Below are 21,883 nucleotides of genomic sequence, written 5' to 3' on the forward strand. Positions count from 1 at the left end.
GGAAGGTGATCGCCCGCCCGGATCAGCCGCGGGCCGCCGCCACCGCCGCGCGCATCGCCTCGACCGGGGCCGGCACCCCGGTGAACTGCTCGAACTGGCCGACCGCCTGGGCGAGCAGCAGGTCCAACCCGGAGACCACCCGGCAGCCGGCGGTGAGCGCCGCGGCCGCGAGCGGGGTCGGCCACGGATCGTAGAGGGCGTCGAAGAAGACCGACCCGGGGCGCCAGTCGAAGTTGTCGGCGAGGGGGTCGGCCACCCCCCTGGGCACCGTCGAGATCACCAGGTCCGCGCGGGCGTGCGCCGGGGCGCCGTCCCAGTCGGCGCCGGCGAGCGGCACCCCGGCCGCCGCGGCCACCGGCCGCAGCTCGTCGACCGCCTCGGGGCGGCGGGCCACCGCGGTCACCTCGGCGGCGCCGATCCGGGCCGCCGCCGCGATGGCGGCGCGGGCGGTGCCGCCCGCGCCGAGCACGGTGACCACGGCGCCCGCCGCGCAGCCGGCGGCGGTGAGCACCTCGACCATGCCGGTGACGTCCGTGTTGTCGGCGTACCAGGTGCCGTCGGCGCCGCGTACCAGCGTGTTGGCTGCGCCGACCGCGGCGGCGACCGGCGAGGCCGCGTCGGCCAGCGCGAGCGCCGCCTCCTTGCCCGGCATGGTCACCGACAGCCCGGCCCACTCCGGGCCCAGGCCCGCGACCAGGCCGGCCAGCTCGTCGGCGGCGCACTCGATCCGGGTGTACGACCAGCCGGTCAGCCCGGCCGCCGCGTACCCGGCCTGGTGGATGACCGGCGAGAGCGAGTGGGCGATCGGCTTGCCGACGACGGCGGCCCTCACGATCCGCAGTTCGTCCCGGTCAGCACGCCGTTGTCGCACATCTGCTTCTGCAGCTTGCGGAAGTCGGCGTCGTTGGAGCCGTAGCCCATCGTGCCCTTCTTGTCCACGGTCATGAAGAAGATCCAGTCGCCCGGCGGCGGGTCCAGCGCACCCTTGAGCGCCCCCTCGCCGGGGTTGCTGATCGGGGTGATCGGCAGACCGGCGACGTCGTGCGTGTTGTACGGGTTCTTCAGGTCGTGGATCTCGCTCTGCGTGAGGACGTCCGAGTCCTTCGGGTCCTTGCCCTGCAGCCGCTTCCAGTAGTTGATGCCGCTGTCGATGCCCAGACACTTGCAGCCGATCTTGCCGGCGTAGACCCGGTTGTAGATCACCCGGGAGACCTTCGGGAAGTCCTTCGGGTCGACCGCCTCCGCTTGGGCGATGGAGGCCGTGATCAGTGCCTCGTACGGCGAGATCTTCCGCTCCTGCTGCACCCGGTCGACGAAGTCGATCTGCTGGGTGACGCGCAGGAACTCGTCCACCATCATCGACAGGATCTGCTCGGCGGTGGCCTTCGGCGGGATCTCGTAGGTCGACGGGTAGAGGAAACCCTCGACGCTCTTGGTGACCTTCTTGCCGTCGTCGCGCTTGAACCAGAACTCCGGCACACCCAGCGCGACCGGATCCTTCGCGGCGGCCTGGAACTCCTTCACCGGGATCTTCGTCTGCTTGGACAGGATCGCGTAGATGTTCAGGCTGATCGTGCCCTCGGGGATGGTCACCCCGTTGACGATGCGGCTCTTCGGGTCCAGCAGCAGGGTCACCGCGTCGGCGGCCTTCATCTGTTTGCGGACCTTGTACCGGCCGACCTGAATGTTCTTGCTGCGGGAGTTCGCGTCGGCGGCCTCGATGAACGCCTTGGTGCTCTTCACCACGCCGGCGTCGTAGAGGGTGTTGCCGATGTCGGTGAGCGTGTCGCCCGCCTTGACCTCGACCAGCGCCTCGCCCGAGCCCGGCCCGTCGTAGTCGGGCGTGACGAAGTGGTTCCGGATCCGGTCGAACCCGATGTACGCGCCGCCGCCGATGCCGCCCAACAGCACGAGCGCCATCAGGAGAGCGAAGATGGTCTTGCCCCGGCCGCCGCCGGACCTGCCCTGGCGCTTGCGTACCGCGCCCTTCCGATGCCGGCCCTTCTCCCCCCTCTCCGACTCTTCGAACCCCAGGTCAAGATCGTCGATCATTGCGTCCGCCTCCGCTGTGCGTCCAGCCAGCTCTGCAGAATCTCCACCGCGGCGGCCTGGTCGACCACCGCCCGTTGGCGTTTACCCCGGACGCCCCGTTCGGCCAGCCTACGACTCGCCACCACGGTCGACATCCTCTCGTCCGTCAGCGCCACCGGAATCGGCCTCATTACATCGGCCAAGCGGGCAGCGTACGCTGATACGTTCGCCGCCGCCGGGCCGTGCTTTCCGGCAAGGTTGACCGGCAGGCCGACCACGATCTCGACCGCCTCGTGCTCGGCGGCCAGCCGGACCAGCTCGGCCATGTCGGTCGGCACCGCGTCCGGTGCCGCGTTCAGGTCACGGGCCAGGGTAACCAGCGGGGTGGCCAGGATGCCGTGCGGATCGGATCGGGCCACCCCGACCCGGACCTGCCCGACATCGACCCCGAGACGCACCCCGCGGGACGGTTCAGCCATCTACCGGACACCTCCCCTCAGGTACGGGCCAGGGCGGACCGGATGGTCCGCCCTGGCGTCGATCGGTCCGACGATCACGCGTCGGCGATCGCCTTCTCCACGGTCAGCAGCAGGTTCGGCGCCTCCGCGGCGGGCAGGCCGCCGCCCTGGGCCAGGTCGTCGCTGCCGCCGCCCCGCCCGGAGAAGGCGGCCTTCACCAGGTCCTTCGCGGTCAGCCCGCGACCCCGGGCGGCCGGGTTGACCGCCACCACCAGGGACGCCTTGCCGTTGGCGCGGGCGGCCACCGCGACCACCGCCGGCCGGGCCGGGTCGATCCGGCCGCGGATCTCCTGGGCCAGGGTCCGCACGTCGTTGCCGGCCGCGCCCTCGGGCGCCTCGGTGCCGACGTACGCGACACCCCGCACGTCCTTCGCCCCCGCCGCGAGGCTCGCCGCGCCGCCCAGCACCAGCTGGGCGCGGAGCTTCTCCAGCTCCTTCTCAGCGTCGCGGAGCTGCGTGACGGTCTGCTCGACCCGGTCGGCGACCTGCTCGCCGGGCACCCGGAACAGCTCGGCCAGCCGGGACACCAGCAGGTGCTCCCGGGCCAGGAAGCCGAACGCGTCCATGCCCACCAGGGCCTCGATCCGGCGGACACCGGAGCCGACCGATGCCTCGGAGAGGATCTTCACCAGGCCGAGCTGGGCCGAGCGGGCCACGTGCGTGCCGCCACACAGCTCGCGGGCGTAGTCGCCGACCTCGACGACCCGGACCCGCTCGCCGTACTTCTCGCCGAACAGCGCCATCGCGCCGATCCGGCGCGCCTCCTCCTGGGTGGTGATGAAGGCGTGCACCTCCAGATCGGCCAGGAGCACCTCGTTGACCTGCTGCTCCACATCGTGCAGCACGCTCGGCGCCACCCCGGTCGGGGTGTTGAAGTCGAACCGCAGCCGGCCCGGCGCGTTCAGCGAACCCGCCTGGGTGGCCGACTCGCCGAGGAAGTTGCGCATGGTCTGGTGCACCAGGTGGGTGGCGGTGTGCGAGCGGGAGATGGCCCGCCGCCGGGACACGTCGATCTCGGCGTACCCGGTCTCCCCGGCGCGCACCTCGCCGCGCACCACCTTGGCCCGGTGCACGATCAGGCCGGGCACCGGCTGCTGCACGTCGAAGACCTCGAGCTGGCCGCCGCCGACCGTGATGAGACCCTGGTCGGGCTGCTGGCCACCGCCCTCGGCGTAGAACGGGGTGGTGTCGAGCACCAGCTCGACGGTGTCCCCCTCGACCGCCGCGTCGATCGAGGCGCCGCCGGCGAGCAGCGCCCGCACCCGGGACTCCCGGTTCAGCTCGGTGTAGCCGGTGAACTCCACCGCGCCGCCGCCGTCGAGCACCGACCGGTACGCCGACACGTCGGTGTGGCCGGTCTTGCGCGCCTGCGCGTCGGCCTTGGCCCGGCTGCGCTGGTCGGCCATCAGCCGGCGGAAGCCCTCCGCGTCGACCTGCAGGCCCTGCTCGGCCGCGATCTCCAGGGTCAGGTCGATCGGGAAGCCGTAGGTGTCGTGCAGCTGGAACGCCTTGGCGCCGGAGATCGACGCCTGCCCGGCCGACTTGGTCTCCGCGATCGCGGTGTCCAGGATCGTGGTGCCGGCGCGCAGCGTGGCGAGGAAGGCGTCCTCCTCGGCGTACGCGTACTGGGAGATGCGGCCGAACTCCTCGGCCAGCTCCGGGTACGACGGGGCCATGCAGTCGCGGGCCACCGGGAGCAGCTCGGGCAGCGCGCGGTCCTGGTAGCCGAGGAGGCGGACCGCCCGGATCGCCCGGCGCATGATCCGGCGCAGCACGTAGCCACGGCCCTCGTTCGACGGGGTCACCCCGTCGCCGATCAGCATCAGCGCGGTGCGCACGTGGTCGGCGATCACCCGCAGCCGCACGTCGTCCGGGTGCGACTGGTTGGCCGCGTGGCCGGAGTGCGCCCCGTACCGCTTGCCGGTCAGCTCGGCGGCCCGGTCCAGGATCGGCCGGACCTCGTCGATCTCGTAGAGGTTGTCGACACCCTGCAGGAGCGAGGCCATCCGCTCCAGGCCCATGCCGGTGTCGATGTTCTTCGCCGGCAGCTCGCCGAGGATCGGGAAGTCCTCCTTGCCGACGCCCGGGCCCCGCTCGAACTGCATGAAGACGAGGTTCCAGAACTCCAGGTAGCGGTCCTCGTCGACCTCCGGGCCGCCCTCGCGGCCGTACTCCGGGCCGCGGTCGTAGTAGAGCTCGGAGCACGGGCCGCACGGGCCGGGGATGCCCATCGACCAGAAGTTGTCCACCTTGCCGCGCCGCACGATCCGCGCGTCCGGCACACCGGTACGCCGCCAGATGTCGTACGCCTCGTCGTCGTCGAGGTAGACCGTGGCCCAGATCCGCTCCGGGTCCAGCCCGAAGCCGCCCGCCTCGACCGGCTTGGTCGCCAGGTCCCAGGCGAGCGGGATCGCGCCCTCCTTGAAGTAGTCGCCGAAGGAGAAGTTGCCGTTCATCTGGAAGAACGTGCCGTGCCGGCTGGTCTTGCCGACCTCGTCGATGTCCGGCGTCCGGATGCACTTCTGCACGCTGGTGGCCCGCCGGTACGGCGGGGTCTGCTGCCCGAGGAAGTAGGGCACGAACTGCACCATGCCCGCGTTGATGAACAGCAGGTTCGGGTCGCTGATGGCGGGCAGCGGAGCGGACGGCACCACGGCGTGGCCGTTCGCCTCGAAGTGGGCGAGGTACCGCCGCTTGATCTCCGCCGTCTTCATCGCTGGTGCTCCTCCGGGAAAATCTCTCGATCGCCGATGCTCGGGTCCTCCCGCAGCTCGGCGAACTGGTCTTCGTACACCTCGCCGTGGGCGAAGGCCTCGTGGATCTCCTGCTCACGCTCGGCCATGCCGGCCCGGACGTCGTCGACGAAACTCCGGACCGACTCGACGAGGCCGCCCGCGGACTCGGACAGCCCGCTGGCGATGCCGGCCGGCGTGTACGCCTGCGCGGTGCGGGTGGCCTTGCGTACCACCAGCACGCCCACGGCCAGTCCGATGCCGAGCCAGAACAACCGCCTCATGCTCTCATCCTCCCGCTGTGCGCCGGCCTGGTCAGCGGTTGCCGCGCTTGGCGGCCCGCCGCTGCTGCTTGATGGTGTCGCGCACCTCGCGCTCGGTCTCGGCGTGCCGGCGGGCGGCGGCGGCCTTGCGCACGCCGTAGCCGAAGGCGGCCACCTTGACCAGCGGGTTCGCGGCGGCGGCGGAGACCACGGCGGCCAGGTTCGCCACGTTCGCGGTGACGTTCTGCGCGTGCGTGGTCATGGTGTCCACCTTGGCGAGCTGGAGGTTGACCCCGTCGAGGGAGGTCTGCACCTGCTCCAGCGCGGTGTTGACGTTCTTCACCGTCGCGTTGACGTCGCCGAGCAGCGGCCCGGTGCGGTCGTTCATGTCGTTGATCATGCGGGTCGCGGCGTCCACGGTGTGCCGCAGCCGCAGGATGGGCAGGGTCAGGATCAACACGAGCATCGCGAACGCGATCGCCGCGATCAGCGCCGCGACCTCTCCATATCTCACGCCTGTCCTCCTCGACCAGTGTCACCGGGGCCCGGCGCCCCGGGACGCGCGACCGTCCTACCCAGTCCGCCGCCCGCCGACCCATCCCGGTCAGCGGGCGCAGCCGGGACCGCCAGCCCCAGACCCTACCGTCCGTGATGGAAAGCGGCTCATGACGGTGAGCGTGTCAGCTCGCCGAGAGGATCGTCGGTGAGGGTCGGGAACGGATCCTCACCGGTGAGTGACGGATCGGTGCTCGGCTGTGGTCCGGTCCGCTCGTCGTCGATCGCGTTGCGCACCTTCACCGACACCAACGATCCGGTGCACTCTCCCGCTTCGGGCGAAGGCGGCGGGGACGGCGCGGGCTCCCCGTCCACCGGCGGCGGCACGCAGGTGGGGTCGCGTACCCAGAGGTCGAGGGTGAGCTCGTCCCGCCGCCAGCAGGTGTAGCTGCCCTTGACCGGCTGCTCCGGGCAGCGGTCGACCTTCCAGCGCCGCCAGCCGTCCCCGGCCAGGGCCGCCTGGTAGACCTGGGCGGTCTCCTTCCATGCCTTCTGCGACTCGACGGTCCGCTCCCGCAACCGGCAGTCCTGCACGCACCACCGGCTGCCGCTGACGTTGTCCACGGTCTTCGTGGCCGCCCAGGAGGGCACGTCGAGCTGGTCGAGGGTGTCGAAGACCGGGTCGTGGCTGAGCGTGCGCAGTCCGAAGAAGAGCGGGACCGCACCCAGCAGCACCACGCTGACCAGGGCGAGGATGCCCATCCGCAGCCGCCGCCGCTCGCGCATCTGCCGGCGCAGCTCGGACCGGGCGCCGCTCAGGCCACCGACCGCGTCGACGCCGTCGGCCGGCTCGGCGTCGGCCCGGCGCAGCGCCGGCCCGTCGGCCATCCCGGGTCGCGGCCCGGCCGGCTCCCCCGGCGGTACGACCGCGGCCGCGCGGGCCACCGCCGGCCCGCCGGGTCCCACCGGGGCTACGCCGGCAGGTCCGCCCGGACCGGGTCGGGTCGTCTCCGGCCCGGGCGGGGTGGCCCGCCCGGCCGGTCGTTCGTCGGGTCCGCCGGGTCGGGCCACCGGGGCGGCTGCCCGGGCCACCGCCGGGCCGCCGGCACGCGGCCCCGGCTCGCCGCCGGGCTGCGGGGCGCGCCCCTCGTCGCCGGGCGTACGCGGGGCCGGTCTCTCGGGAACGGGTCGCGCCGCCCCGCGGGCCGGGCCGCCACCCCGGGGCTCGCCCCCGGCCGGACCGGCACCACGGTCGTCGTCGACGGCCGCGCCGGCACGGGAGTCGGCACCCATCGGGCCACGACCGCGCGGTACGCCACCGGCCGGACCGGCGCCACGCGGGTCACCGGCCGGTACGCCACCGCGTGAGTCGGCGTCCCGGACCTCGGCGCCACGCCGGTCACCGGTGGCCGGGGCACCGCCGCGCGGGCCACCGGGACGCGCGGCGCCGGACCGGTCGGCCGGCACCGGTGGCACGGCGGCCGCGGCGGCGCGTCCGGTCGGGGTCGCGGCGGCGCGTCCGGTCGGGGTCGCGGCGGGCCGGCCGGGCACGGTCGGCCGGCCGGAGGTCGGCTCCCCCACCGGGGAACCGGTGGGCCGGCCGACCGTCGGCAAGGCGGGATCGGTGTGCGGAGTGCGTCCGGCCTGACGCAGCCAGTCGGCCGGCCGCTCGGGACGCTGCGGGCGCGGCTCGTCGGCGTCGTCGCGGGCCCGGCGCGGGCCCGGGGCGCTAGCCGCGGATCGGCGTCCACCCGGCGCGTCCGCCGGCGGGCCGGCGGACGTCCCCGGGTCCTCCGCCGCCCGTCGACCATTGCCGCGCGGCGCGTCGTCCGGAGCGGCCCGACGACCGGCGGGCGGCACGGCGTCCCCGGCGACCGCGCGCCGGCCCGGGCGGGTCGTCGGCTCCTCGGCGGCACGACGTCCCGCCGGCGGCGCCGCATCGTCGGGTGCCGCCCGACGACCAGCCGACGCGCCGTCGTCCGGCGCCGCCCGGCGACCGGCCGGCACTCCCTCGTCCGGCGCCGCCCGACGACCAGCCGGCACTCCCTCGTCCGGCGCCGCCCGACGACCGGCCGGCACTCCCTCGTCCGGCGCCGCCCGACGACCAGCCGGCACTCCGTCATCGGGAGCAGCCCGACGACCGGTGCGGGTGGGTGCCTCCTCGGCGGCGGCCCGACGACCGGTGCGGGTGGTTGCCTCTTCGGGAGCGGCCCGGCGACCGGCCGGGGCGTCCGGGGCGTCCGGCGCGGCGCGACGTCCGGCGGGCGCGGCCCGCGGCGGAACGCCCGGCACCGGCGGGGCGTTGCCGCTGCGCGGCACGATCATCGACTGGTCGGGTTCGGCGGCGCGGCGGCGACCGCCCCCGCGCCCGCCGGTCGGCCCGTCGAGCTGGGGCTGGCCACCGGTGGCGGACGGGTCGGGCCGGTCGCGGCGACGCGGATCGGGGTCACCGGCACGCGGGCCGCCGACGGCCGGCTCGGCCGGCTGGCCGGGCGGGGCGGCCGCGGCGCGCGCCGACGGCACACCGGCCCGGCCGGCCTCGGCCGACCGCCGGCCCGCGCCGGAGACCGGACGGATCCCCGGCTCCGTACCGTCGGGAAGGGACCGTCGCCCGGCGCCGGAGACCGGGCGGACACCGGCTTCGTCGCCACCGGGAGCGCCCCGACGACCACCACCCGAAACGGGCCGGGCCGCCGGGTCGACACCACCCGGGTGCGGGCCGGCGGCCGGCCCACCGGGTCCGTCGGACCCGTGACGACCGCGTGGGGTGGGCGGGACGGCGCCGCGCGGCCCGTCCGGACCGGCCGGCCAGCCGGCGCCGGGGGCCTGACCCGGGCTGGACCGGTCCGGGCCGCCCCGGGTGGCGTCGGCCGCCGGGCCGCTGCGGGGGCCGGGGGGCGGGGTCATCCGGCCGGGCTGGCCGGTGGGACCGCCCGGCCGACCGGGGGCCGGTGGAGCCGGTGTCAGCTGACCGGTCGTCGGGTCCCCGCCGCGGCGGGGCGGTTCGGCGGGTGGCCGGCCGGGGCCGGGCGTACCGGGCCAGGGACCGTCGGCCGGTCGACGCCGGCCGGCGGCCGGCTCGGGGCCGTCGGGGCGGACCGGGGGCGAGGCCGGACCGTCCACCGGCCCACGGCGCGGCGGGCCGTCCGGGCCGGACCGGGCGGCGGGCGGCGGCGCCGCACCGGGGCGCGGGCCACCGGGCGGCGCGGGCTCGCCCGGCCGGGACCCGGGACCCGCGGGCGGCCTCCCGCCCCGCACGGGCGCCGGGCCGGACGCGTCCCCGTCCGGGCCGAGCTCGCCGCGTTGCTGCTTCGCCGTCCGCAGGTCGTCGATCCAGCCGAACTCCTCGCCGGCGGTCGCCTCGTCCGGCTCGGCGTCGGCCCTGCCCCGGCCCCACCGACGGCCCTTGCCACGAGGGTCACGCCGCTCGTCGGGGCCGTCCTCCGGCCGCTCCGGACCACGCGCCATCACTGCTGACCCTCCCCGACGGCGTCGCTGCCGCCCTCGTTCGCCCCGTTGGCCTGCTCCGGACCCGCCGGGCGACCGCCGTTCACGGTGGCCGGCACGATGCTCTCCGCGCGCGCCGCCGGTGCCGGCAGGCCGCGCACGATCCGGCGCAGCAGCGGCAGCCGACCGGCCACCGCCCGCTCCGCGCCGTGGCCGCTCGGCCGGTAGTAGTCGATCCCGACGAGATCGTCCGGAGCGTACTGCTGGGTGACCACGCCACGGTGGTCGTCGTGCGGGTACCGGTAGCCGGCACCGTGGCCCAGGCCCCGGGCGCCGGCGTAGTGGGCATCCCGCAGCCCGCGCGGGACCGCGCCGCCGCGGCCGGCGCGTACGTCGGCGATGGCCGCGCCGATCGCCGTGGTCGCCGAGTTGGACTTCGGGGCGGTGGCCAGGTGGATCACCGCCTGGGCCAGGTTGAGCTGCGCCTCGGGCAGGCCGACGTACTCGACGGCGTGCGCGGCGGCGGTGGCGACGCTCAGCGCGGTGGGATCGGCCATGCCGACGTCCTCGCTGGCGAAGATGACCAGCCGCCGGGCGATGAACCGGGCGTCCTCGCCGGCCACCAGCATCCGGGCCAGCCAGTGCAGCGCCGCGTCCACGTCCGAGCCGCGCATGCTCTTGATGAACGCGCTGGTCACGTCGTAGTGGGCGTCGCCGTCGCGGTCGTACCGGACGGCGGCGATGTCGACGGCCTGCTCGGCGGTGGCCAGGTCGATCCGCCCCGTGCCGAGCGCGGTGGCGGTGGCGGCCGCCGCCTCCAGCGCGGTCAGGGCCTTGCGTACGTCGCCACCGGCGAGGCGGACGAGGTGGTCCTCCGCCCCGGCTTCCAGGGTGAGCGCGCCGGCCAGCCCGCGCTCGTCGGCGACCGCGCGGCGCAGCAGGCCACGCACGGCGTCGTCGTCCAGCGGCTGGAGGGTGAGCAGCACGCAGCGGGACAGCAGCGGGGAGATGACCGAGAAGTACGGATTCTCGGTGGTCGCCGCGAGCAGCGTGACCGTCCGGTCCTCGACCGCGGCGAGGAGCGAGTCCTGCTGGGTCTTGCTGAAGCGGTGCACCTCGTCGATGAACAGCACCGTCTGCGGGCCGCCGGCCCGGCGCTGCCGCCGCGCGGTCTCGATCACGCCCCGGACGTCCTTCACCCCGGCGGTCAGCGCGGACATGGCCACGAAGCGGCGGTCGGTGGCCTGGGCGACCAGGTGGGCGATGGTGGTCTTGCCGCTGCCCGGCGGCCCCCAGAGGATCACCGACATCGGCGCGGCGCCCTCGACGAGCTGGCGCAGCGGGGCGCCCGGGGCGAGCAGATGGTCCTGCCCGACCAGCTCGTCGATGTTCGCCGGCCGCATCCGTACGGGCAGGGGCGAATCCGCCCGGGTGGCGGTGAACGCGTCGACGCCGCCGGAACCCGCGGGGGCGCTGGGCGCTCCGGCGGGTTCGCCGAGGGTGAAGAGGGCGTCGGATTCCATCACGAGAACAGTACCGGGCGCGGCCCGCGACGCTGGAATCGCGCCGTGGGCCGCGCCCGGTGATCCGATCCGGTCAGCCGCGCCCCGGCCGCCGGCCGTAGTACCAGCGGCCGCGGCCACCGCCGCCCGGGCCGTTGCCGACGCCGGCCAGGTAGAGGGAGAGCAGCAGGAAGCCGATGAGCATGAGGGTGTGGGTGTTGAACAGATCGGGGGCGCCGAGATTGGTGTCCAGGAAGTCGAGCAGCAGCGCGAAGCCGAACACGATGGCCGCGAGAATGGCGAGCATTGTCCGTTCCTCCGGTGGGGGGTCCCAGTAGGTCGGCGAGGGATGTACCCGATCGGTCTGTTCGTCAATCTCCACCCTGGACCGGGCCGCCCGGCGCCGGCGGCCGGTGGCGAGGATCGGTCGTGACTGACCCCCTCGGCTTCTCCTCTCGTACGCTGGCGGCATGATCACTGCCGACCAGGCGCTGGTGGGTCGGGACGCGCTGCTCGCCGCCACCGGCCACCACCCGTACACCCGGCACACGCTCTGGCGGGACCGGGCGGCGCGGGGCTGGCGACGCGACGGCGCGGTGGGCTGGCTGCTCCCGCCGGAGCAGGGCCCGGCGGGTGGGGCGCTCGGGCCGGCCGGGCCGGCGCTGGAGGTCTTCGCCGGCCTGGTCGCCGACGGGACGCTGCACGCCGGCCAGTGGCTGCACCTGCCCCGGGCCTCGGCGGGCGAGGTGGCCGCCCGGTTCACCGTCGCCCGGCTCGACGAGTGGGACTTCCGCTGGACCACCACCGCTCCGCCGGAGCAGGCCGGGCAGGAGCGGGTGGTGCGGCTGGCCGAGGCCGACCACCCGGCGCTCGACGCGCTGATCGAGCAGTCCTTCCCCACCACCACCTCCCGCCCGGGCGATCCCCGCATCGTCGACTGGTACGGCATCCGCGACGGCGACCGCCTGGTCGCCTGCGGGGCCGACCGGAGCCGGGGCGACATCGGCTTCCTCGCCGGCCTCACCGTGGCCCCCGACCGGCGGGGCCGGGGGCTCGGCGCGGCGCTGACCGCCGGGATGACGCGGGCCCTGCTCGGCCGCTACGACCACGTGGCGCTCGGCGTCTACACCGACAACGTCGGGGCGACCCGGCTCTACCACCGCCTCGGCTACACCGGCTGCGAGCCCCGCACCTCGATCCACCTCGGCTGAAGGTGCCCTGGCGGAGCCGGTGGGCGGCGGCGCCATGTCCGCCGCCGCCGCCCACCGACTCGTTCACGTCATCAAGTTCGTAGCCTCTGCCGTTCGGTCGGTCGCCCGCTCCGGTCGGCCCTCGGGCATCAGGCCGACCGGGCCCGCGTCGACCACCGGTGCCGGGGCGCCGGCCCGACCGGCCCGCCAGGCCGGCAGGTAGAGCGGGGCGGCGAGGGCGAGCATCACCGCGCCAACCAGCATGGCGAGGCTGACGCTGGTGCGGTCGGCCAGGGCGGTCAGCACGACCGCGCCGAGCGCCCCGGCCGGCTGGGCCATCATCGAGTTCAGCGAGATCACGCTGGTCCGGTACGGCCCGTCGACCTGCCGGTGCAGCAGCCCCATGTGCAGCGGGTTCGACGCGCCGTGCACGGTGTAGCAGGCCAGGTAGGCGACGAGCACGCCGACCGGGCCGGCGAGCAGGCCCATCCCGGCCACCGTCACGCCCTGCAGGATCCGCATCAGCGCGGCGGCGGGCGCGGCGCCGAGACGGCGCAGCAGGAACGGGGTGAGCGCGGCGCCGGCGGCGTTGGCCAGCCACGCCGCCGAGCCGGCCGGTCCGAGCAGCGCGGCGGCGCGCTCGGCCCCGCCGACCACCTCGGACAGGCGGATCGGCAGCAGCGACTCGAAGGTGACCATGCCGAAGCCCCAGAACAGCTCGACCGCGACGAGCGCGAGCAGCACCCGGGAGCGGCGCAGCAGGCCGACCGCCTGGCCGACCATCCGGGGCGCCTCGGCCACGGAGGCGCGCAGCGCGCCCGGGCCCTTGGCCGGCCGCTGCTCCACCAGCAGGACCAACAGCGCCACCACCGAGATCGCCTGCAGGAAGACGGCGACCAGCACCGGCAGGGTCAGCGCGCTGACCGGCCCGACCGGACCCAGCGCGACGAGGCCACCGCTGAGCAGCGCACCGGCCCCGATGGCGAGACCGCTGACCGTGCCGGCGTGGCCGAGGCCGCGCTCGTACCCGGCCTCGGGGTCGGCGGCCAGGGTGGCGTCCACGTACCAGGACTCCAGGGGGCCGCTGTCCAGCGCCCGGTAGACGCCCTGCAACGCCCAGACCAGGGCGAAGAGCCAGAACGAGTCGGCCACCGCGAACAGGATCAGCGAGGCCAGGCAGATCAGCCAGGCGACGGCGAGGACCGGCTTGCGCCCGAGCGCGTCGGCGAGCCCACCGGTGGGCAGCTCCAGCGCCAGGACGATCAGACCCTGCGCGGTGGCGACCAGGCCGATCTGGGACAGCGACAGGCCGCGCTCCTGCATCAGCAGGATCATCACCGGGATGAGCAGGCCGCCGGGCAGCCAGCGCAGGGCGTAGAGGGTGAGGTAACGGCGGTGGACCTGGCGTACGGACAGGGCGCTCATCGCTGCTCCTCGGTGGGCGGCGGGGTGGCGGGCCGCAGGTCCGCCGGCATCGGCAGGGTGGCGAGGAAGATCTGCACCTGCTCGGCGCCCGGCTCCGCCGGGTCGGCCTCATTCCGGTAGCGCTCGAGCAGCTGCCACACCTCCGCCTTCAGCGCTTCGAGGCGGGCCGACGGGATGGTCATGAAGATGTCGCCCATGCCGAAGGCGTCCCGCCAGGCGGGCGACCACTCGTCGCGGGCGGCGAACCACCGCTCGGCGATTTCGGCGAAGTGCCGCACCTGCTCCCCCTGGAGCCACTCAAGGGCGGCGCGGGCGTCCGGGTCGTCGTCGAAGTCGGTGTTCTCCCAGTTGGTCATGTCATGTGCCGCGCGCCAGAACCGCTGCCGGCCGGTGCCGCGGTCCGGGTCCTCGGTGACGAGTCCGACCTCGGCGAGCTGGCGCAGGTGATAGCTGGTCGCCCCGGTGTTGGTGCCGAGCAGCTCGGCGAGGCGGGTGGCGGTCGCCGGACCGTTGACCCGCAGCGCGCCGAGCAGCCGGGTCCGCAGCGGTTGCGCCAGCACGCGCACCTGCTCGTGGTCGAGTCGCACCCGACGCGGCGCGGGCTTCTCCTCGTTGGTCATGCATGCACAATATCTGTGCACACTTTCTATGCACAAGGAATGTGCATAGAAAGTGTGCACGATCCGACAGTGGCGCGACGGGGCGTCAGGCGAGCAGTTCGGTGATGCCGCGCAGCCGGGTGCGGAGCAGGCCGGCGGCGCGGGCGGAATCGAGGCGCACCTCGGCGGGACGGTGCAGCCCGGCGGCGGCGCTGGTGGTGGTCTTCATACCGGCCGGGTCGAGACCGAACCGGCGCGCGACCAGGAGGCCCATCTCCGCCCGGCTCACCCCGTCCGGACCGGCCACGTTGAGCAGGCCCGCGTAGTCCGACGGCACGAGTTCGAGGACGGCGGCGGCGAGGTCCGTCACGTCCACCGGGCAGCGGACCTCGTCGGTGAACAGCGACCCCCGGCCGGCCAGGGCATCCCGGCAGAGCTGGATCTGCTTGCTCCCCTCCCCCACGATCAGCGACGTCCGCACCAGCGCCGCGCCCGGGTCGACCGCACGCACCGCCGTCTCCGCCGCCGCCTTCGCCGCGCCGTACGGGAAGACCGGGCTCGGCGCCTCGTCGTCGGCGTACGGCTCCGGGCGCCCGGCGTGCAGGGCGTCACTGGACAGGTGCACCAGCCGCGCCCCCACCTCGGCGGAGGCGTACGCCACGTGGGCCGCCCCGTCCGCGGTGACCGTCCAGTCGTCGTACCGGTAGGGGGTGCTGACCACGGCGTCGGGGCGTACCTCGGCCAGCAGCGCGCGCACCGCGGCGCGGTCGGTGACGTCGAGCCGGCGCGCCGCGACGCCCGGCACCGCGACGGCGGCGGAGTGGTACGTCCCGACCACCCGCTGCCCGGCCGCGACCGCCTGCCGGCACACCTCGGCGCCGACGAAGCCGCTGGCCCCCACCACGAGCAACGTCATGCCGCACCCCCAGAAAGATCGAAAGGTCCCCGCCATGATGGCGGAGACCTTTCGATCACGCGGTCCCGGTCAGGTCGGGTCGGCCACCGGGGCGGCCGGGCCGGCGGTGCCGGCGTGCGGGCCGGTCGGCGCCTTCGGCTTGGCGTCGATGCCGGCCTCGGCGCGCTGCTGCGCCGTGATCGGCGTCGGCGCGCCGGTCAGCGGGTCGAAGCCGCCCCGGGTCTTCGGGAAGGCGATGACCTCGCGGATCGAGTCCGCGCCGGCCAGCAGCATGCAGACCCGGTCCCAGCCGAAGGCGATGCCGCCGTGCGGCGGGGCGCCGTACTTGAACGCCTCCAGCAGGAAGCCGAACTTGTCCTGCGCCTCCTCGGCGGTGATGCCGAGCAGGTCGAAGACCCGCTGCTGCACGTCGCCGCGGTGGATACGGATCGAACCGCCACCGATCTCGTTGCCGTTGCAGACGATGTCGTACGCGTAGGCCAGGGCCCGGTCCGGGGCCTCCTCGAACCGGTCCACCCACTCGGCGTTCGGCGAGGTGAACGGGTGGTGCACCGCCGTCCAGCCGCCCTCGTCCGTGCGCTCGAACATCGGCGCGTCGACCACCCAGCAGAACGCCCAGGCGCTCTCGTCGACCAGGTTGGCCCGCTTGGCGATCTCGATCCGGGCCGCGCCGAGCAGCTCCTGCGCCTCGCGGGTGTTGGTGCTGGCGGCGAAGAAGATGGCGTCGCCCGGCTTCGCGCCGACCGCGTCGGCCAGCCCGGCCAGGTGCGCCTCGGAGAGGTTCTTGGCCACCGGGCCGCGCGCCTCGCCGGTCTCCGCGTCGAGCACCACGTACGCCAGGCCGCGCGCGCCGCGCGCCTTGGCCCAGTCCTGCCAGCCGTCCAGCTCCTTGCGGGTCTGGGACGCGCCGCCCGGCATCACCACCGCGCCGACGTACCCGCCGGCGTCGATCGCGCCGGCGAAGACCCGGAACTCGGTGCCGCGCAGGTAGTCGGTCAGCTCGGTCAGCTCGACGCCGTAACGCAGGTCCGGCTTGTCCGAGCCGTACCGGGACATCGCGTCGTGCCAGGTGATCCGCGGGATCGGCCGGGGGATCTCGTAGCCGGCCAGGTCGGACCAGAGCGCCGAGACGATCGCCTCGCCGAGGTCGATCACGTCGTCCTCGGTGACGAAGGACATCTCGACGTCGAGCTGGGTGAACTCCGGCTGCCGGTCGGCGCGGAAGTCCTCGTCCCGGTAGCAGCGGGCGATCTGGTAGTACCGCTCCATGCCGCCGACCATGAGCAGCTGCTTGAACAGCTGCGGCGACTGCGGCAGCGCGTACCAGCTGCCCGGCTGGAGCCGGACCGGGACCAGGAAGTCGCGGGCGCCCTCCGGGGTGGAGCGGGTCAGCGTCGGGGTCTCGATCTCCAGGAAGTCCCGCTCGTGCAGCACCGTGCGGGCAAGCTGGTTGGCCCGCGAGCGCAGCCGCATCGCCTTGGCCGGGCCGCTGCGGCGCAGGTCCAGGTAGCGGTACTTGAGCCGGATGTCGTCGCCGGCCTCGACCTGGTCGTCGACCGGCAGCGGCAGCGGCGCCGCCTCGGAGAGCACCTCCAGTGCGGTCGCGGTCACCTCGACCTCGCCGGTCGGCAGGTCCGGGTTCTCGTTGCCCTCGGGCCGCCGGGTCACCTCACCGGTGACCTTCACGCAGAACTCGTTGCGCAGCGCGTGCGCGTCCTCCTCCCGGAAGACGACCTGCACGACCCCGGAGGCGTCCCGCAGGTCGACGAAGATGACACCGCCGTGGTCGCGCCGGCGGGCCACCCACCCGGCGAGCGTCACCGTCGAGCCGGCGTCCGCCGCGCGCAGGCTTCCGGCATTGTGGGTACGGATCACGGCTTGCGTCTCCTCATCGCTGAACGGGGCTGCCCCCGCATTCTGTCAGCTTGGCGGAGCGCGCCCCGCGCCACCCGGCAACCCGGTCACCCGAGCGACCGACCGACCTCACGCGTCGGGGATGTCCCAGCCGGTCACCTGGAGAGTGGCCGCGCCGTCGTTGGCCACGGCCACCACCTCGACCAGCGCCATCCGCCACGGCCGGCCGTGCGCCTTGGCGTCGGAGTAGTCGGTGGTGATGCAGATCGCGGTGCCCTTACGCACCGGGACCCGCTGGTTCTCGCCGATCAGCACGGTACGGATCTTGTCGGCGCACTCCTGCGGCGTCATACCGGGGCCGGCCGCGTCGGTGCCCTCGACCCCCTCCTCCAGCCGCAGCGTCGACGGATCGTTGCCGCACCCCCTGGTGAACCGGATGTCCGCCCCGTTTTCGTCGTTCTGCGTGCGGGGCTCGTCCAGGTCGGCGTACATCGAGTAGCTGCAGGATGCCTTGAGGACCAGCATCTGCTTCTCGTACCGGGGGCGGTAGACCGTCTGCGCGTCGAGCGGCGGCGCCTCACCGGGAGAGCGGGGCGTGTCGTCCGGGGTGGCGCTGTCGGCTCCGGCCGGCGCGCTCTCGGTCGGCTGTCCGCCGGCCGGCCCGGTCGCCGGGGCGCGGTCACCCACCGTGGCGGGCTTGAGCGCGATGGCCTTGGCGTCCTCGGCCTGGTCGATGGCCCGCCAGGCGAAGACCGCCGAACCGAACGCCAGCAGCAGGGCGAGCCCGGCGACGCCCAGGGCGAGCAGGGTCAACCCCTGGCCGCCAGGTCGGGCCGCAGCGGGCCGGCCGGGGCCGCCGGGCGGGGTCGCGCCACCGCCGGCGGGCGGGTTGGCTCCCGGGAAGGTCGGCTGGGCGTCGTTCGGCCCGCGGGACTCGCTCATGGGAGGTTCTCCTGAACAGGTGACGGTCGGACGAACTGCGGTTATCGCAGGATCGGGGAGCGCGCGCTGTCGCCAAGCGGACAGCACGGGTACACAGAGTCGCTTGTGGACTGACGTGATGATAGAAACACGGGCGCAATCGCGTCGACCACAGACGACCCGGGGGAGAGACGTGGCGACCGTCGACAAGGAGCAGCCCATCGAGGCCGATCAGGCCGAGCGGCGGGACGGCCCGAACTGGGTGGTGTGGATCACCACGATCACCGCGGTGCTCAGCGTCCTCGTCGGCGGGGGCGCCCTGTTGCGGGACTACTTCGGCTGGGAACGGACCGATCCGGACGGCGGCCGGACCCCGGCGGGCCTGGACGGCGCGTCGCACGTCGGTGGGGCGACCGTCCCGATGAGCGGAGCCGCGAACCCGTCCCCGTCGGTCACCAAGCCGACCGGGGTGCACCTCGACAGCCTGCCGGTGAAGGCGGGGGCCGGCAACATCGTCGAACTCCCCCGGCCGTTGACGGGCCAGGCCGGCCTCGACCGGGCGATCGCGGTCCGGTGCCCGCAGAACACCGCGCAGGACAAGCAGCGCGAGGTGACCTACGAGCTGCGGCGCCGCTACCAGGATCTGACCGTCACCGTCCGGGCCTACTCGCCGGACGACCCGCCCGCCGCCGTCCGGCTGACGGTGAACGTCGCCGTCCGCCGGGCCGACGGGACGGTCGACCGGCTGGCGCGCGGCAGCGCGGACGCCCGGCAGGACGCGCCGGGGCGGCTCACCGCCGACGTGGCGGGCGCGGACGACCTCACCCTACGGGTCGAGTGTGAGTCGCCCGCCTCCGTCGTGATGCTGGCCGACGCCCGGATCACATCGGCCTGACCCGCGACCGGCCGGAAGCCGGTTACCGTGACCGGATGCGAGCCGTACCGGTCCGGGCCGTCGTCACGGCCGCGGCGGCGCCCGTGCTGCTGGTGACCGGTTGGACGGTGGCGGGCACCCGCCAGCCGGCCGGGTACGACCCGGTCCGGGACACCCTCAGCGAACTGGCCGGCCAGGGCGCCACCGACCGGTGGATCATGACGGGTTGCCTGGTGCTGCTTGGCTGTTGCTACCTGGGCACCGCCGCGGTGCTGCACGCCGCGGGGTTGCCCGCCCGGTTCCTGCTCGCGCTGGGCGGGGCGGCCACCGTCGGGCTGGTCGCCTTTCCGCGCCCGAAGGTCGGTGGCTCGCTGGCGCACGGCACCGTGGCGACGGTCGCCGTGCTCGCCCTGGTGCTCTGGCCGGCCGCGACGGCCCTGCGGCTGCCCCGGGTGGCCGCCCGCGCGGAGCCGCCGTGGGCGTTCCGGCGGCCGGTGGCGCTGACCGGGACTCTGCTGCTGCTGACGCTCTTCGGCTGGTTCGTGGCGGAGGTGACCGGCGGTTCCCGGACCGGCTTGGCGGAGCGGGTGACGGCGGTGGCGGTCGCGTTCTGGCCGCTGCTCGCGGTCCTCTCCGCCCGGCGGGCGCACCGGCGGTGGTCCCTGGGACGGCCGGAGCCGCCCGGGTCGGCCGCCGACCCGCCGCCGGTCGAGACCGTACGGCCGTCGGGGCCCCAGCTCGATCACCGTGTGGGCTCGCCTGCGCGCCCTGCTCCGCCGCCGTCGGGGGCCTGCGGAGGGCACAGGTGAGTCGCGTGCTCCGCTTTGGCACGGGTGGGAGGCGCCGTCCCGCCCGCCCGGGCCTGCCCGCCCGGTAGGTGGAACGGGCCGCAGGTCGCCCGGCGGCCCGTTCACGGGTTGTCAAGCAGGACCCCTTCCTATGCACGAGGCGTTGAGAAGGGCTCCCTCCTTGCGCTCAGTAGACGCTGACGCCGTAGACGCTCAGCGGCTCGGTGACCGGCTGGAAGTAGGTGGTGCCGCCGTAGCTGCAGTTGCCGCTGCCGCCGGAGGTGAGGCCCAGGGCGGTGCTGCCGGCGAAGAGCGAGCCGCCGCTGTCGCCGCCCTCGGCGCAGACGTTGGTCCGGATCAGGCCGTAGACGCTGCCCTCGGCGTAGTTCACCGTCGCGTTGGTGGCCAGGACGCTGCCGCTGTGCACGCCGGTGGTGCTGCCGCTGCGCTTCACCGACTGGCCGACGTACGCGTTCCCGGCGGTGGTGATGTCCTGGTAGCTGCCGTTGTAGAGGTAGACGTTGCCCGGGTGGGACACGCTGCTGGTGTACCGGACGATGCCGTAGTCGTTGCCCGGGAAGCTGGTGCCGGCCCGGGTGCCCAGCACGGAGGTCTGGCTGGAGTTCGAGTACCAGTACGACCCGAGGTTCGTGCAGTGCCCGGCGGTGAGGAAGTAGTAGGTCGAGCCGCTGCGCACGTTGAAGCCGAGCGAGCACCGGTAGCCGCTGCTGTAGATGGCCTGGCCGCCGGAGATGCGGGTGGTCAGCACGCCGGCCTCGGCCTCGATCCGCACGGTGCCGCCGGTGCGGGCGGCGGCGGCCTTGACCTGCTCCAGCTTGGCGCCGGTGACGGTGCTGTCCACCGAGACCACGACCTGGTTGGTGGCCGGGTCGGTCCACCAGGCGGTGCCGGGGATCTTGGCGGAACGCTCCAGCTCGGCGGCGGCGGCGTTGAGCTTGTCGGCACCGCGGGTGACGATCTTCGCGGTGGCGCCGGCGGCGCGCACCTGGCGCGCGGCGGCCGCGTCGGTCACCGCGACGATCATCTTGCCGCTGGCGTCGGCGTACGCGCCGGCGGCGCGGTTGCCGAGCTGGGCGGCGAGGGCGGCGGCGGCGTCGGGGGACGCGGCCGAGGCGGGGGCGGCCTGGGCGGGTGCGCCGAGGAGCGAGCCGGTGACCAGGGTGCCGGCCACGGCGATGGCGGCGGCGCGGCGCAGTGAGGACCTCGTGGGTCGCATGTAACAACCTCCGGAAGAGGGGCGACGGGTGTCGTCACAGGAACGCACCCGGGGGCAACCCGGCCGACCTGGGGGAACCGGCCGAGCGAACCAAGTATTCACATATTTAAGATCGTAAGCAAGGTATCGCTTTGCCCGAATTCACCCGGGCGCGGGGCGTAACCCCGGCGCAACATTGTGGACACAGAGAGTCGTCTATACGATCTGGCCACCGCAGCACGCCGGCACCCGCGATCCGGAGGCCACCATGACCCTCACCCGCCGCGCGCTGGCCGTCCTCGCCAGCGCCACCGCCCTCGTCCTGCTCGCCGCCAGTCCCGCCGCCGCCACCACCCCACCACCCAACTCGATGGCCAGCATGGGTGACTCGATCACCCGCGGCTTCAACGCCTGCGGCTGGTACTCCGACTGCACCTCGCGGTCGTTCAGCACCGGCGACTACTCCAGCGTCAACAGCCACTACCTGCGGATCCGCGCGGTCAACCCGAACATCCAGGGCCGCAACTACAACGACGCGAAGACCGGCGCCAAGTCCGCCGACATGTACGGCCAGGCGGGCAGCGCGGTTGGCCAGGGCGTCGAGTACGTCACCATGCTGATCGGCGCCAACGACGCCTGCACCAGCTCGGAATCGACCATGACCCCGGTGACCACCTTCCGGTCCAACATCGACAGCGCGCTCAACCGGATCAAGGCGGGCCTGCCCAACGCCCGGGTCGCCGTGATCAGCATCCCGGACATCTACCGCCTGTGGTACGTGGGCAAGGGCAGCAGCAGCGCCCGCACTGCCTGGGCGCTCTTCGGGATCTGCCAGTCCATGCTGGCGAATCCCACCTCGACCAGCCAGACCGACGTCGACCGTCGGGCCCGGGTCCGGCAGCGGGTGGTCGACTACAACACCCAGCTCGCCCAGGCCTGTACCGCGTACGGCGCGAACTGCGACTTCGACGACAACGCCGTGTTCAACTACCCGTTCGTGCTGAGCCAGGTGTCCACCTGGGACTACTTCCACCCCAACACGAGCGGGCAGGCGGTGCTCGCCAGCGTCTCGTACGCCAACGGCTTCGGCTGGTAACCCTCCCCCGCCCGGG

Annotated in this window: 19 protein-coding genes; 4 read left to right on the forward strand and 15 right to left on the reverse strand. The window is 74.4% G+C overall.

From position 1 onward, the window contains the following. Positions 1–22: 22 nt before the first annotated feature. The 9 genes from ACL02O_RS09215 to ACL02O_RS09255 form a co-directional block, all read right to left on the reverse strand. Positions 23–832, reverse strand: a complete 810-nt coding sequence (locus ACL02O_RS09215) for a shikimate dehydrogenase (protein ID WP_412817565.1) — start codon at positions 830–832, stop codon at positions 23–25. Continuing rightward, positions 829–2,052 (reverse strand): endolytic transglycosylase MltG, encoded by a 1,224-nt coding sequence (gene mltG / locus ACL02O_RS09220; protein WP_412817566.1) that lies wholly within the window; start codon positions 2,050–2,052, stop codon positions 829–831. The genes ACL02O_RS09215 and mltG overlap by 4 nt, the downstream gene beginning before the upstream one ends. Then, a complete protein-coding gene (ruvX, locus tag ACL02O_RS09225; RefSeq protein ID WP_412817567.1) occupies positions 2,049–2,510 on the reverse strand; it encodes a Holliday junction resolvase RuvX in 462 nt (153 codons plus the stop codon). Before ruvX ends, mltG begins: the two co-directional genes overlap by 4 nt. Before the next feature lie 74 nt (positions 2,511–2,584). Further along, positions 2,585–5,263 (reverse strand): alanine--tRNA ligase, encoded by a 2,679-nt coding sequence (gene alaS / locus ACL02O_RS09230; RefSeq protein WP_412817568.1) that lies wholly within the window; start codon positions 5,261–5,263, stop codon positions 2,585–2,587. Then, on the reverse strand, positions 5,260–5,565 hold the full coding sequence (locus tag ACL02O_RS09235) for a DUF6167 family protein (RefSeq protein ID WP_412817569.1): 306 nt from the start codon (positions 5,563–5,565) through the stop codon (positions 5,260–5,262). The genes alaS and ACL02O_RS09235 overlap by 4 nt, the downstream gene beginning before the upstream one ends. A 31-nt stretch (positions 5,566–5,596) precedes the next feature. After that, positions 5,597–6,058, reverse strand: a complete 462-nt coding sequence (locus ACL02O_RS09240) for a DUF948 domain-containing protein (RefSeq protein ID WP_412817570.1) — start codon at positions 6,056–6,058, stop codon at positions 5,597–5,599. A 149-nt stretch (positions 6,059–6,207) separates the two neighbouring features. Continuing rightward, positions 6,208–6,825 carry a hypothetical protein gene (locus ACL02O_RS09245; RefSeq protein WP_412817589.1) on the reverse strand — a complete coding sequence of 206 codons (618 nt, stop codon included), beginning with the start codon at positions 6,823–6,825 and terminating at the stop codon, positions 6,208–6,210. A 2,681-nt stretch (positions 6,826–9,506) separates the two neighbouring features. Next, positions 9,507–11,009 (reverse strand): replication-associated recombination protein A, encoded by a 1,503-nt coding sequence (locus ACL02O_RS09250; protein WP_412817571.1) that lies wholly within the window; start codon positions 11,007–11,009, stop codon positions 9,507–9,509. A 73-nt stretch (positions 11,010–11,082) separates the two neighbouring features. Continuing rightward, positions 11,083–11,295: a hypothetical protein gene (locus tag ACL02O_RS09255; protein WP_412817572.1), complete on the reverse strand. Its 213-nt coding sequence runs from the start codon at positions 11,293–11,295 to the stop codon at positions 11,083–11,085. Between the two features lie 163 nt (positions 11,296–11,458). Between ACL02O_RS09255 and ACL02O_RS09260 the strand changes: the two genes are divergently transcribed. Then, the gene (locus tag ACL02O_RS09260) at positions 11,459–12,199 is read left to right on the forward strand and encodes a GNAT family N-acetyltransferase (RefSeq protein ID WP_412817573.1); all 741 of its coding nucleotides are present in this window, start codon (positions 11,459–11,461) and stop codon (positions 12,197–12,199) included. Between the two features lie 63 nt (positions 12,200–12,262). On the opposite strand, the gene ACL02O_RS09265 is transcribed toward ACL02O_RS09260, so the two are convergent. The 5 genes from ACL02O_RS09265 to ACL02O_RS09285 form a co-directional block, all read right to left on the reverse strand. Next, positions 12,263–13,603 carry an MFS transporter gene (locus ACL02O_RS09265; protein ID WP_412817574.1) on the reverse strand — a complete coding sequence of 447 codons (1,341 nt, stop codon included), beginning with the start codon at positions 13,601–13,603 and terminating at the stop codon, positions 12,263–12,265. Continuing rightward, positions 13,600–14,223: an ArsR/SmtB family transcription factor gene (locus tag ACL02O_RS09270; protein WP_412817575.1), complete on the reverse strand. Its 624-nt coding sequence runs from the start codon at positions 14,221–14,223 to the stop codon at positions 13,600–13,602. The genes ACL02O_RS09265 and ACL02O_RS09270 overlap by 4 nt, the downstream gene beginning before the upstream one ends. A gap of 85 nt (positions 14,224–14,308) precedes the next feature. After that, the gene (locus tag ACL02O_RS09275; protein ID WP_412817576.1) at positions 14,309–15,118 is read right to left on the reverse strand and encodes an SDR family oxidoreductase; all 810 of its coding nucleotides are present in this window, start codon (positions 15,116–15,118) and stop codon (positions 14,309–14,311) included. A gap of 69 nt (positions 15,119–15,187) precedes the next feature. Continuing rightward, the gene (aspS, locus tag ACL02O_RS09280) at positions 15,188–16,993 is read right to left on the reverse strand and encodes an aspartate--tRNA ligase (protein ID WP_412817577.1); all 1,806 of its coding nucleotides are present in this window, start codon (positions 16,991–16,993) and stop codon (positions 15,188–15,190) included. Between the two features lie 108 nt (positions 16,994–17,101). Then, positions 17,102–17,914, reverse strand: coding sequence for a hypothetical protein (locus ACL02O_RS09285; RefSeq protein WP_412817578.1), 813 nt, complete (start codon positions 17,912–17,914; stop codon positions 17,102–17,104). 172 nt (positions 17,915–18,086) lie between these two features. On the opposite strand from ACL02O_RS09285, the gene ACL02O_RS09290 reads away from it, so the two are divergent. Together ACL02O_RS09290 and ACL02O_RS09295 are read left to right on the forward strand one after the other, a co-directional pair. Further along, complete coding sequence (locus ACL02O_RS09290) at positions 18,087–18,788, forward strand: hypothetical protein (protein WP_412817579.1); 702 nt, start codon at positions 18,087–18,089, stop codon at positions 18,786–18,788. A 35-nt stretch (positions 18,789–18,823) separates the two neighbouring features. Further along, positions 18,824–19,576: a DUF998 domain-containing protein gene (locus tag ACL02O_RS09295; RefSeq protein ID WP_412817580.1), complete on the forward strand. Its 753-nt coding sequence runs from the start codon at positions 18,824–18,826 to the stop codon at positions 19,574–19,576. A 166-nt stretch (positions 19,577–19,742) separates the two neighbouring features. On the opposite strand, the gene ACL02O_RS09300 is transcribed toward ACL02O_RS09295, so the two are convergent. Further along, positions 19,743–20,792 (reverse strand): S1 family peptidase, encoded by a 1,050-nt coding sequence (locus tag ACL02O_RS09300; RefSeq protein ID WP_412817581.1) that lies wholly within the window; start codon positions 20,790–20,792, stop codon positions 19,743–19,745. Positions 20,793–21,039: 247 nt separating this feature from the next. Between ACL02O_RS09300 and ACL02O_RS09305 the strand changes: the two genes are divergently transcribed. Next, complete coding sequence (locus ACL02O_RS09305) at positions 21,040–21,867, forward strand: SGNH/GDSL hydrolase family protein (RefSeq protein WP_412817582.1); 828 nt, start codon at positions 21,040–21,042, stop codon at positions 21,865–21,867. Positions 21,868–21,883: the final 16 nt, after the last annotated feature.

Origin of the sequence: Micromonospora mangrovicola (assembly GCF_047200535.1) — a bacterium.
Lineage (GTDB): Bacteria > Actinomycetota > Actinomycetes > Mycobacteriales > Micromonosporaceae > Micromonospora.

Bases quoted from the DNA above. Each gene is read 5' to 3' on its own strand.
- mltG (WP_412817566.1), bottom strand. From the start codon at position 2,052: ATGATCGACGATCTTGACCTGGGGTTCGAAGAGTCGGAGAGGGGGGAG.
- ruvX (WP_412817567.1), bottom strand. From the start codon at position 2,510: ATGGCTGAACCGTCCCGCGGGGTGCGTCTCGGGGTCGATGTCGGGCAG.
- alaS (WP_412817568.1), bottom strand. From the start codon at position 5,263: ATGAAGACGGCGGAGATCAAGCGGCGGTACCTCGCCCACTTCGAGGCG.
- ACL02O_RS09235 (WP_412817569.1), bottom strand. From the start codon at position 5,565: ATGAGGCGGTTGTTCTGGCTCGGCATCGGACTGGCCGTGGGCGTGCTG.
- ACL02O_RS09245 (WP_412817589.1), bottom strand. From the start codon at position 6,825: ATGCGCGAGCGGCGGCGGCTGCGGATGGGCATCCTCGCCCTGGTCAGC.
- ACL02O_RS09250 (WP_412817571.1), bottom strand. From the start codon at position 11,009: ATGGAATCCGACGCCCTCTTCACCCTCGGCGAACCCGCCGGAGCGCCC.
- ACL02O_RS09255 (WP_412817572.1), bottom strand. From the start codon at position 11,295: ATGCTCGCCATTCTCGCGGCCATCGTGTTCGGCTTCGCGCTGCTGCTC.
- ACL02O_RS09260 (WP_412817573.1), top strand. From the start codon at position 11,459: ATGATCACTGCCGACCAGGCGCTGGTGGGTCGGGACGCGCTGCTCGCC.
- ACL02O_RS09265 (WP_412817574.1), bottom strand. From the start codon at position 13,603: ATGAGCGCCCTGTCCGTACGCCAGGTCCACCGCCGTTACCTCACCCTC.
- ACL02O_RS09270 (WP_412817575.1), bottom strand. From the start codon at position 14,223: ATGACCAACGAGGAGAAGCCCGCGCCGCGTCGGGTGCGACTCGACCAC.
- ACL02O_RS09275 (WP_412817576.1), bottom strand. From the start codon at position 15,118: ATGACGTTGCTCGTGGTGGGGGCCAGCGGCTTCGTCGGCGCCGAGGTG.
- ACL02O_RS09285 (WP_412817578.1), bottom strand. From the start codon at position 17,914: ATGAGCGAGTCCCGCGGGCCGAACGACGCCCAGCCGACCTTCCCGGGA.
- ACL02O_RS09295 (WP_412817580.1), top strand. From the start codon at position 18,824: ATGCGAGCCGTACCGGTCCGGGCCGTCGTCACGGCCGCGGCGGCGCCC.
- ACL02O_RS09300 (WP_412817581.1), bottom strand. From the start codon at position 20,792: ATGCGACCCACGAGGTCCTCACTGCGCCGCGCCGCCGCCATCGCCGTG.
- ACL02O_RS09305 (WP_412817582.1), top strand. From the start codon at position 21,040: ATGACCCTCACCCGCCGCGCGCTGGCCGTCCTCGCCAGCGCCACCGCC.